Consider the following 10,953-nt stretch of genomic DNA (forward strand, 5'->3'; position numbering starts at 1 on the left):
CCGCTGCGGCGGTCGGCAGCGTCAAGAGCTACCGCGCGGGTTATGTTCCGCAGGCGTAAGCCAAGAGTGAACTGCAGGCCTGGACTTAGCCCTCCACAATGGTCAGTTGGTTGATTACAAATTCGTTGCGCTGAAGCATTTTCAATTTTTCGCGTTCCGCGTCGTTGGCATGAGCTTCTATGAGGACCCGAACAAACCGTTCAAGGTCCGGAACGGCCGACTTCTCCCGATGTTCCCAGTGCTCGTTGCTCGACTAACGACATATCCGCCCATGGCTCGGCTTATAAGATAAGGGCTCGAAGGTTTTGACCCTGTTCAAGGGTCAACGAGCAGCGTTTAGACGGGGAGCATAATGACGGGCTGGCAATCCTTGTCTTTGGCATCTTCTTTGTATGCCCCGCCCTTAGCACCTACGCCGGCGCCGGTCATGGGGAAGCTTGAGGAACTCCCGTTCAACTCGTTGACGTGGGAGAATTTCGAGCGCCTTCAACTGAGAATGATGCGCGACGTTGAAGGCCTGCGTGACGCCCAGATGTACGGAGATCGTGGTCAGTCCCAACTCGGTCTCGACATCGTTGCGCTGGCACCGGATGGTGCGGGTGTCGCCCTCCAGAGCAAGAACTACAAACATTTCTATGCCTCCCAGTTGGAGGCCGCTGTAAAGAAGTTCCGCACGACGAAGCGTCCCTTTGAGGTGGATCGCCTGATCATCGGTGTTGCCTGTGCTGTCAAGAGCACGGGTGCGATCGACGAGCTGTCAGTACAGCGAAAGGCGCTCCACCCGATCGTCCTCGAGCTTTGGGATGCACAGGAGCTCTCAACGCTCCTGCGGAATCGCCCTGAGATTGTCATCGAGTACTTCGGGATGCCGACCGCCGAAGCGTTCTGCCTACCGTTCAAGATCAACGTCGCGCTCGTGCCGTCCGGTGACGCAGCCGCGGTTCGCGAGGCGATCGCGCGGACACCCGAAGTGTCCACTGGTGCGAAGCAGGTCTTCGATAAGGCGGCAGCGACTACTGACGCAAAGCAGGCACTCTCGTTGATTGGAGAGGGACAAGCGATCCTCCGGGATGCAGGATTTGGGCCTCATGCTGCGTTGCACGACAAGGAGCGCATCCGTCTTCTGGCGCGCGTCGGCCAGGCGGATGAGGCGGCTCGACAGATACTTGATGACTTCTGGGCGGCCCTCGATCAAGGTCTCTCCGCGACGGCGCACATGACGCAATCTCGCCTCGATGAGTTATCGAAACTCACGCCCAATAACGAAAAGGTGGCCCTCTACCTTAAGGTGATCGAGGCAGCTATAAGTCTGTACTCAAACCCACTCGGCTACGTTCCGGATGTCGATACCTTGCGGCAGGGGGATCCCACAGACCAGCTGCGTCTTGTCCTGCTTGCCGGGGAGACGGCACTTGCCGGGGATCAAACGGAGTGGTTGGTGGAGTCCGCGCCGACCCTGTCGGAGTTCTCACGGCTCGCGCCCATCGACGAGGTGCTACGTACACGGCTGCGGCTCCTCATTGCAGAAACCACGGCAGACTGGTCCGAGATACTCACCGATGCTCGAAAGTTGAAGCTCGGCTACGGACTGTCGGGCTTGGTGATCGCTCGTCATGCACGCACCCTCGCCCTGAATCAGAAGTTCGAGGAGGCAGATCTGGCCTGGGATGACGCCTCCGGCTTGGCCTCGTTGGCCGGGCAATGGGGCGAAGCTTCGACATGGATTTTCAGTCGTCGGTCCTTCCGCTCGCGGTGGAACCCGTTCACGAGCAACGAGCTTCTGCCCCTACAAACGGCGATCCGCGAGATGGGTACTTCTACGCCGCTCGTTCCCACGTCGGACACCGCCTATGAGGACGCATTGTCGGCGTTGAGCGATCAAAACTTTCGTCCTGCCGCCATCTCGGCTCAGCGCGCCCTGCGTGATGCCGCAACAACGAGTGACTGGGTCGGAGAGGAACGCGCAAGAAAAGTGCTCGCATCGATCCTTATGGAGTCGGACGAGGCCACACTCTCCGCTCGCCACCTTGCCCGAGCTGGAGCCATCAAGGCGATCGAATCGCTCGGAAAGTCTTTCCCCCTTGAGTTCATCGACATCACCGACGACCTGGATGCGCCAAACTACTGGATGGTCGGCGCAACCTACCGCCTCATTGCCGCGCAGGCAGACCTCATTCCAGACACCTTGGTCGATCGCATCGCCGAATGCATCACCGACGAGTTGGATGCTGCGGATACCGGGAGTCGACCGGACTTGCGCTCGTTCACGACGTCTCGATATAACAACGCGCTCAAGGCGCTAGGGGGCTTGGCAGACCGCATCGACGCCGCTTCCGCCGAGGCTGTTCTGGCTCATTTCGAGAAGCAGCCCGAAGTCACGGAAAACCACTACCGCTACCACGATGACGATGAGGCGCTGGCTGTGGCGAAGATCGCGCTCAGTCATCCCTCACTTACTGCGCGCGCCATCGCACACCTTGTGCCTCTCTTGGGACGTGCACAGGGGGCGCGAAGCGGCATCGCTCGCGATGCAATAGCCAAGAACCAACCGCTTGCTCAGGACGCCCTCACCGTGCTTGCCGAGGCTGGAAATCATTGGGCGCGGGAGACCCTTGCCCTCAACGACAACAAACACGTCGACCCTACCGTTGCTGCCGAGGCATTGGCGCGGCTTACGACACCGCTTACATATGTGGCGGGCGTGTACAGCCTTGGGACCAACGCGGTTGGAGACTCGCTCCTCATCGGCGACTTTCCCACGAAGTCGATCGATGCTGCCGTCTCCGAACTCCTCGTCCGCGCGGACCACCCCCACATCAGTTCCACCGACCGCGGCGAATACCTGATCGCCGCCACCAATCTCGGCGGCCAGCTTGATCAAGTTCAGCGGGACAAATACTTCGAGGTCGCAATGCGACTAGCCACATCCCCCACACCCTCCGACCACGACGGTCTCAACGAACAGTTCACACACAAACTAGGGGGCGTCCGCATGAATGGGATGCCCCGCGGTAGTCGTGGAGAAGCACTCTTCCTGGCCGCGACCCTCGCCACGAACGAGAGCCAACGCAACGAGGTGAGGAGAGTCATCTACTCGCTTCTAGGCGAGAAAGCCGATTACTGGCCGACTCGCGCGCTGCAGCGAATCGGCGACACCGTAATGGATGATCTGGCGTTCCTGGCCAGCCAAGGATGGGCGATTCGAAGCCTCGCAGCAACGTTGTGGGCTGACCACGGCGAACCAGTCCACCTCGGCGAACGTCTGGCGCGGGATCCCGATGTCCGCGTCCGCCGCGCCTTGGCGCGCGCGCTGGCCCAGCTATCCCCGGAAGCTCACAGTGTTGTTCGTGACCAGTTAGCTGCGGATCCCGCGCACAGCGTTCGAACGGCACTGACCACAACGTCGATCCCTTCCTAGCCCCAATCGTGGGTCTATGTCGCTGATTCCAGTGGGTAGTCGTTGATGGGTCGAGGCACTTCGAGATGGTCGAAGGGGTGTCCCGGGAGCTCCTCGAGTGATCCGTCGGCACGGCGCACCCAGAAGGTCCCCACTGCATCTTTGAAAGCGATCTCCGCGCCGGCTCGTGCGTGCATACCGCGCCAGCCTTCTACCACTCGAAAGCGCCATGTTCCCGGTGAAATCACAAACGTCTCCTTGCGAAGCGAGAACCCGTAGCTGGCGTGTTCGGCTACTTGCTCGCTCGTCCGCGCGCCAGCTCCTTGAACACGCACAAGACTTACAACTGCGTCGTAGACGGGCAGTCGAGAGTCGTTTCGGACAATGAGAGAGTCGTAGCCGCGGCAGTTGGCTTCCGTCTCTATGCTGAAGCCTCCGTACCAAGCAGCGACTGACTCGGCTTGCGACTTGCGCGCCTGCTGCGCCGTTCTTAGTTCGGCGGCTCGTCTCTGGTTTCGTTCGTTCTGCAGGCCAACAAAGGCGAACACGAGTGCACCGGTGGTTGCGACTGCCCGGCCCAAGTTGCCAAATCTCCGACGTCCATGCCGCCAAAATAGCATTCAGGTTTCGCTGAGGATCCAATTGGGGCTCGGACGCGCGGCTCCGGAGTTGACGTCCAGCGAGTGCCATTTGTCATGGCTGCCAGTTCCCGCAGGCTGGTTCTGATCTTTTCCTGGGAGTAATTTCGACGACCGGGTGCGCCCGGAAAAATCTGCTCCTGGTCTCTAATCGCAGCCACGTCCATATCGCATTTTCACGCACACCGGCCATAACGTTCCCAGGTGAAGGGTGTTGCCCTTCCCGTCGATGGTTCTCAAGGGCTGCCGCGGGGGCCGCCGCAGCCGGTGCCGGCCGCGTCTCTCTGCTAGCGGGCGGTCTTGGTTTCCGCCGACGACGGTCCCGCCGGGGTGATGGTCTGGTAGGGCTGTCCCCGGCCATGGTCCTAAGTGAAGTTGGTGGTTTGTACCTGCTGCCGGCCGTGGATGCAGCCTAGGCAGGCGTCCCCGCCTGAAAGGTTTCCCAGCGCGGACTGGATGGACTCACCGCAGCTGGCTAGCGCTGCTGCAGCCGAGTGGAGCGGAGCGGCCCATAACCGCCGCGCCGATCTTCTGTCATTCGGTCTCAGTCGCCGTGGCGTCCCGTTGAAAAGAGCTGATCCTGTCGGGCCGTGTGGAGCGCGCCGGCGACCGTGTCCAAGTCATCCTCGAACAAGTCGGCGTAGCGGTCCAGCGTCATAGCTGCAGAGGCATGCCCGAGCATCCGCTGCAGCACTTTGATGTTCGCTCCTGCGCTGATGGCAAGGGAGGCTGCTGTGTGCCTTAGATCGTGGGGTGTCAGCGTGGGGTGTCAGCGTGGGGAACGCCGGGTCGTTGGCTTGCGCACGCTTCCGGGCCGCCCCGAACCAACCGCTGAGGGCATTTCCGGGGCGAAGATAACTCACACCGTCGCCCCGAAGAAGGGAATGACTCTCCTTGCCGGCGCAGGCGGCTTTAACGGCCGGCGCCAAAAACGCTGGGTAAACAACGGAACGGATCTCATGTGTCTTGGGTGTACCGATCACCATCTTGCCATTGACATTCACGGCGTTCTCTACGATCAGAGCCCGCCGCGCTGACGGGTCCACGTGGCCGACCCGCTGGCCGGTGGCCTCACCCCATCGGAGCCCGGTGTAGGCCAGGAACCGAACGAAATCCGGGTATTTTGGATTCCAATGCGAGGGCTTCCACCTGGCTGTGCGTCAGATACGCACGGGGGCGGCTCGTCTTTCGAGCGATTTTCACGCCACTATCCCCAAAACAAATCGTGTGGCTGGCTGACCTTGGCCAGAAGCGGCCGGAGCTCACGGTTAATTACGCGGAGGGGATCAGCGCGCACTCCAGCCCCCCACAGCTGGTTACAGAGCGAATCGAGGCCAGGGAGTGGGAGCGAATCCGGGCGGAGGAAAATCGCAGGCTTGAAGAACAGATGCGAAAGAGCATGGCACGGTCGTGCCCGAGATGTGAAAGTGCACCAGGCGCGGCCTGCCGCAGCAGGGCAGGAACCGAGACAACTATGCACAAGGGAAGATACACAATCCTGCCGCGAACAAGCCAAAGTGTTCGCCGCGGATAGATGGCACCGTTCAATCGTTTGGCACAGCAACGACCTGGAGTTGTATACGTGGAAGCTTCTGATCTGACCCCTGAGCATGACCGTGGGCGGCGACTGTCCGAGACGCTTGCCCGGAAAGTCGAACTGCTCTTGGACGCCATCCCGGCTGAGAACGGAAAGGCGTTCGATTATCCGGCAGTTCGCGACGCGGCCCAAGCGTACGGCCTCTACGTCTCCTGGGAACGGTGGGACCGGCTGAAAGCCGGCAAGGAGCAACCCTCCCGGAGGAGTTCTTGCACGCCCTGGCAGCGGTGTTCGGCGTTAGCCCTGAATACCTGTTGGAGGAGAACGGACCCCACTCCGAGCGCGTCGAGGCGGAACTTATTCTGCTCCGCAGTATGCGCCGCGCAGGCGTGCGCAATTTTCATGCGTGTCAGAGCGCTCAGGTTGGTGCAGCGACGCTTCGTGAAATAGCCGGAATTCTGGATGAACTTGACTGAGCCTCCACCATCCTGCAGTGACAAAGGATGCCCCTGCTATGAATACAGACACGATGCTGCGGGTACTCACAGCTGCTCCCCATGAGACCCCAATGGCGGAAGGCTCTGGGTGGTGGACGCAGATCTCAGCGTTCACATCCATCGCCCTCTCCGCGACCGTATTCGGGGCCGCGGTTGTTGTATTGCTGAACCTGCGGCGTCAAACGAGGGCTATCTTTGGCAAAGCGGCAACCCATACCGGCAGGCTGAGGTGGAGGCGTGAGGCGAACGACAGGGCCGAATGGATTCGGCGCACCCAGTGGGCCCTAGGGGCTGCTGCCTCCACCAACGACACGATGTACTTCTGCGGCACCACGATTCTTGAGGCGCTGGCCCGTAGTGATCTGACCGGTCCCGAGGACAAGTCGATCCTCGACTCTGTCTGGGCAGGCTCGTACACGAAGATGCACGACGGTGAGATTCGGCAGCTCATTGCGGAATGCAGGGGTGCGCTCGCGCGGGACAAACTCGCAGCCAACCGCCGAGACGAAGAGCAGGATCTGTCGGCAACCGGAGAAAACGAAGCAATGCAACGAAGTCTTGCGGGCAACGCCACAAGAGCCGTCCCGGCAAAGACGAATCAGGTCTTCGCCACGCTGCGCCGCGAAATCCTCGCGGCTCGGCTGAAAGTCACCCTCGACGAACAACTGCGCCGCGAGACGTCGCCGACGGTGAAGCGACTGGCGGGGATGAAACTGCCGCCGATCGCCGGGCCGCACCAGCGTGGTGGATCACCAAGCAGATACTGAAGTGCTGACCAGCTCCCGGATTAAACGAAGGACATCCTGGTTTAGGCCCCGACGTTGAGCGGGGAATCCCCGCGGTGTCCCGAGCCGACGCTGGCTCGGCAGGGAGGCGCAGGCCGCTCAGTCCAAGCTACGGCAAGTCCGGCTACTGCACTAAGGCTTGTGCTCGGCAGCTTTTTCCTTGCGGGCGGATCCGAGAGCGGACATGAGCCGGTGAGCGTTGACGGGGGAGCGGAGCAGGTAGCTTGTCTCCACCAACGCGTCGTGCTCCGCCTTTGACATTAGAACCGCAGATCCATGCCTTGACACGATCTCAACCTCGATGCGGTCGAGGTTTACACGCTCGATGAGGCGGACAAGATCACGGCGGGCTGCGCTCGTTGACATGGACATCATTACCTCCTGGTTGTACGAGACATGCTAGTACCAGGACTTTGTGCCCGGGTGCCGCACAGAGACGGCTTAGCAGCCGGGCCTATGCCTCGCGATTGCGCATGTACAGCCAGATGGCGTGGTCCAGAATGCGCGGATCGACGCCGAGCTCGGGGGCCGCGGCGTTCATCAGGCGGCGCACGTATTCCGTACACTGCTGCACGGGACTTTCGAGAACGAGCTCCACGAAACCCTTGACCCATTCGTCAGGCTTCACGTCTTCGACGCCGATCAGCATCGTGAAGTAGTACCAGGTCACCGGGCCGAGCCCAGGGACGTTCACATATGCAGCCTTCTGGCCAGGATCCTTGGGATCGATGTCGGCAGCTGCTTCAACGCCGATGTCCGAGAGGGTGCGAGCAGCCTTGACGATCGCGGCAGCTTTTGTTCCGGCGCCCGTCACCTGATGGTTTTGCAGGACGTCGGCAAGCTTTACCGCGTCGAAATCGGCGAGACGTGACAGGGAATTCGGGGCTTGATCGCCTAGGGCATCCTTGTAGCGGCGCACCGCGGCACGGACGCCGGTGTCGGCTTTGCCGTAGCGGGCCCTGATAGACAGGACGGCGTCGATAAGCGCCGCTTCGACCTGATCCGGGTAACCGCCCGGCCATTCCGGGAACGGTTTCTGCAGGCGGGAGTCTACTCCGGCCAGTACTATCTTCAGGTCTTGGTCAAAGTCGCGTGCAGCGGTGTCGGTCATGGGTCCCCCGGGTCGTCGTCGGCCGCCGTTCGGCGGCCTCCTTCGTATTTATACACGACAGGCTCCGGGTCACAGGTTTAAGCGCCGGCGGCGGCTTGGAGCCTGTCGAAATCCTGGGGGTAAAGATCCGGGAGGTTGGTTATCTTCTTGGAGAAACTGCCGGCCTGATAATGCCAGAGAAAACACACGAGCCGTGGTTGGCCGCCGATATCCATGGGGAAAATATTGTGCGCCGGGTCCGGCCGTCCGTCAGGTTCGTCGGTACCGAAACGGGTATATTGCGTCAGCAGCTCCGGATAGGCCTGTTGGAATGCCATGCGTGCCTTATCGCCGACCACAACCACGAGTCCGGCCGATGTGGCACTGAGGATCCGCCCCATGTGAAGCGTGGAGCAGTGGAGGGCCGCTTCACGGACCCCTTGCTCCTTGTTCGATTTGCAGTGCACGACCTCGGTCATAACAGCATCTTCATGCCAGATGGATTCCGGGCCGAGGATTGCCTGTGTCTGCCTCATGATCCAACCCCAATATGGCTCCTGGCTTCCCCGGCTGCCGTCTTCTTTCAAGTGTCTGCGGTTAACGACCCAGTTGTTTCTGGACGAGAAGCGACGGGTCATGAAGTCAGCGGTCGTATCGTCGTCCCAATCGACCGTGGGGTATTTCTCGGCGATGCGTTTGCTGGTCAGTTTGGCGTCCGGCCGACCCTCGCTGATGGCGGGGTTGGAGGACAGGAAGACAACTTTGGCCTGTTCCAGATTTCCGGCCCATGCCTCCGGGACCTGGAAGGGACCCCCATAACTGTCCTGGGCAAGGACGACTTTGTGACAGGGATGAGGCCGACCGTCCGGCTGGGGATCGTTGACGCGGCCCAGCTCGGGGCATTGGGCGACACTTAGCGCGAGTTCCTTCAAATGCACCGGCACGTGCCACCCTCCGCTTCATTGGACCGAACGACCCCTCAAACTAGCACCCTCTACCGGCAACCCCGGCGCGCACCCGCCGGACGATCTCAGGCCCGGGCCATGTGGGATAGGTTCAATGCAGGAAGAACTACTGGCCCTGTCGGGTCACCAATGCCGGGAGCGCAATGACGACAGCATGGGTAGTCCGCCAAGGGACTGGCGGCCGGAACGCAGAAGAGATGATCGAAGCCGGCTACATCGGGGTCGACTTCATCGGCGACTATGACATCAAGCCTCACCTTGGCCGCGGAGCCGAGGCCTTCCGGGGTGCGATGAACAGCGTCTTCCTCAACATGTACCCAGACAAAAGCCGCATCTCGGCAGGCCTGTCCATGGGCAACCTCTGGTCGGCCTGCGAGGGCATCAGCGAAGGCGACCTTGTCCTTGCCCCGAAACCGGGTCGGTCCTACCAGTACGGAATCGTCACCGGGGAGTACGAGTATCATCCCGGCACTGAGCTTCCGCACCGGCGCCGGGTCGACTGGAAGGGATCCCTGAACAGGGACGACATGAGCCCCGCCTTGGCCTCCTCGGCCGGCTCGTTGATGACGGTCTTCCAGCTGACCGCGCACTCCCCAGAGCTGGCCACTCTCACGCAGCTGGCAGAGCCAGCTCAGCCGATCGCCCAAGCGATCTCCGCCCAGATCGAGGACCAGCTCGCGTTCCAGATGGAGAAGCAGCTGGAGGACTTCTTGGTCCATAACTGGCGAAACACCTCCCTGGGCCGGGAGTACGATATCTACGAGGAAGAGGGCCAGCCTGTCGGTCAGCAGTACCCTACCGACACCGGGCCCATGGACATTCTCGGGATCAGCAAGGACCGCACCAGTCTCCTCGTTGTTGAGCTGAAACGGGGACGAGCCAGCGATGCCGTGGTCGGCCAGATCCAGCGGTACATGGGGTTCGTTCAGGAAGCCCTGCTCGAACCCGGACAGAGCGTTGAGGGTGTCATCATCGCCCAGGAGGACGACCTAAAAATCCGTCGGGCGCTGTCAATTGCCAGAAACATCCGTTTCATGCGGTACAGGGTCGAATTCCACCTGGAATCCTGAGGGACTCTTCCCCGCGGGGTGTCCAATACGACAACAACAGCAGCGAGGGCTGAACCGCACTCAGGGGTTAACTCGGAGGTCGCCCGTCACCAATCTGCGTGGAACGAAAAGTCCCGGCTGGACGACTTGCAGGCCGGCTTTCGACGAATGAAGCTTGCCCCTGAATGCAAAGGATCTTTGGAGTGGATCCCCCGCACGGCTTTGGCCTTGCCGACCATGTCACAGGCGATGTGAACGGCCATTGCGATGGCTGATTCATCCGATGTGAGTCGACCGCTGAGAACCTTCGATGTGCCGTCGTCATCGAACTCAAAAAGTGTCAGATATTGGCGTGCCCAACGCTTTCCGTGAGCCGCGGCCGAGCAAATCTGCCACATCAGGGCGGCACCAAAAACATCGAAGTGCTCCGACACTTCCTGAATGATTACTAAAGGACCTGGCGGACGTTCCTTGGCCTCCTGATTCTTCCAGCCGTGTCTGGAGAGACAGCTGTCAAAAGTCCCTAGTCGGACTTCGTCGTGCCCTGCATCCGGATCATCGGTTGTGTTTGCTCGCTTCAAATCGTTCAGATCGGCAAATTCGAGTCGCAACGACCGTCGCGCTACCTCACGAGGTGCCTCTGGTTGGAGGATCCAGAGCGCCGTAGATGCGCTCTCAACTGCGGCCCGGACAAGGGTGTACGGGGCGAAAGTATGTTGAGCCCCAGTCTGATCCATCAGCATTTTCAGGCCGTGCAAGTGGTCCACTGCGGTGTGGAGGAGATACCCGACATGATGAGAAGCCTGGAAGGGTTCAGTCATCGCATCCACGATGCCGAGTAGAGAGCCCGGTTTCGCCTCGACTGAACTTATGCCTTCATCCTGCCAACGGCTAATTTCTGCGAAGTCAGTTCGCAACGATGCCCATGCTTGTTCTGACTCGGATTCGGATAACCGGCGGCCGAGCCCCGACTTGGTTTCACTCAACGACTAAAC

10 protein-coding genes are annotated in these 10,953 nt (G+C 60.7%); 4 read left to right on the forward strand and 6 right to left on the reverse strand.

Annotated elements, in window-relative coordinates; genetic code table 11:
- The first annotated feature begins 427 nt into the window (after nt 1-427).
- Nucleotides 428-3,418, forward strand: coding sequence for a hypothetical protein (locus ASF72_RS16085; RefSeq protein ID WP_056600520.1), 2,991 nt, complete (start codon nt 428-430; stop codon nt 3,416-3,418).
- A gap of 14 nt (nt 3,419-3,432) precedes the next feature.
- On the opposite strand, the gene ASF72_RS20405 is transcribed toward ASF72_RS16085, so the two are convergent.
- Both ASF72_RS20405 and ASF72_RS21085 read right to left on the reverse strand, forming a co-directional pair.
- Complete coding sequence (locus tag ASF72_RS20405) at nt 3,433-3,594, reverse strand: hypothetical protein (protein WP_157371018.1); 162 nt, start codon at nt 3,592-3,594, stop codon at nt 3,433-3,435.
- Between the two features lie 985 nt (nt 3,595-4,579).
- Nucleotides 4,580-4,795, reverse strand: a complete 216-nt coding sequence (locus ASF72_RS21085; protein WP_056600522.1) for a tyrosine-type recombinase/integrase — start codon at nt 4,793-4,795, stop codon at nt 4,580-4,582.
- A gap of 465 nt (nt 4,796-5,260) precedes the next feature.
- Here ASF72_RS21085 and ASF72_RS21280 point away from each other — a divergent pair, with 465 nt between their 5' ends.
- Both ASF72_RS21280 and ASF72_RS16100 read left to right on the forward strand, forming a co-directional pair.
- On the forward strand, nt 5,261-5,569 hold the full coding sequence (locus ASF72_RS21280; RefSeq protein ID WP_442854170.1) for a zinc finger domain-containing protein: 309 nt from the start codon (nt 5,261-5,263) through the stop codon (nt 5,567-5,569).
- Between the two features lie 517 nt (nt 5,570-6,086).
- Entirely contained in the window at nt 6,087-6,836 is a 750-nt protein-coding gene (locus ASF72_RS16100) for a hypothetical protein (protein ID WP_056600525.1), read from the forward strand.
- A gap of 150 nt (nt 6,837-6,986) precedes the next feature.
- On the opposite strand, the gene ASF72_RS16105 is transcribed toward ASF72_RS16100, so the two are convergent.
- The 3 genes from ASF72_RS16105 to ASF72_RS16115 all read right to left on the reverse strand — a co-directional run bounded on the left by ASF72_RS16105 (nt 6,987) and on the right by ASF72_RS16115 (nt 8,888).
- Complete coding sequence (locus ASF72_RS16105; protein ID WP_327019597.1) at nt 6,987-7,229, reverse strand: type II toxin-antitoxin system Phd/YefM family antitoxin; 243 nt, start codon at nt 7,227-7,229, stop codon at nt 6,987-6,989.
- 79 nt (nt 7,230-7,308) lie between these two features.
- Nucleotides 7,309-7,965: a hypothetical protein gene (locus tag ASF72_RS16110; protein WP_056600527.1), complete on the reverse strand. Its 657-nt coding sequence runs from the start codon at nt 7,963-7,965 to the stop codon at nt 7,309-7,311.
- A gap of 77 nt (nt 7,966-8,042) precedes the next feature.
- Nucleotides 8,043-8,888: a hypothetical protein gene (locus tag ASF72_RS16115; protein WP_056600529.1), complete on the reverse strand. Its 846-nt coding sequence runs from the start codon at nt 8,886-8,888 to the stop codon at nt 8,043-8,045.
- A gap of 218 nt (nt 8,889-9,106) precedes the next feature.
- On the opposite strand from ASF72_RS16115, the gene ASF72_RS16120 reads away from it, so the two are divergent.
- Nucleotides 9,107-9,979, forward strand: a complete 873-nt coding sequence (locus tag ASF72_RS16120) for an endonuclease NucS domain-containing protein (RefSeq protein ID WP_200933669.1) — start codon at nt 9,107-9,109, stop codon at nt 9,977-9,979.
- 86 nt (nt 9,980-10,065) lie between these two features.
- On the opposite strand, the gene ASF72_RS20410 is transcribed toward ASF72_RS16120, so the two are convergent.
- Nucleotides 10,066-10,944 carry a hypothetical protein gene (locus ASF72_RS20410; protein ID WP_157371019.1) on the reverse strand — a complete coding sequence of 293 codons (879 nt, stop codon included), beginning with the start codon at nt 10,942-10,944 and terminating at the stop codon, nt 10,066-10,068.
- Between the last annotated feature and the right edge of the window lie 9 nt (nt 10,945-10,953).

Origin of the sequence: Arthrobacter sp. Leaf141, from assembly GCF_001424565.1 — a bacterium.
Taxonomy (GTDB): domain Bacteria; phylum Actinomycetota; class Actinomycetes; order Actinomycetales; family Micrococcaceae; genus Arthrobacter.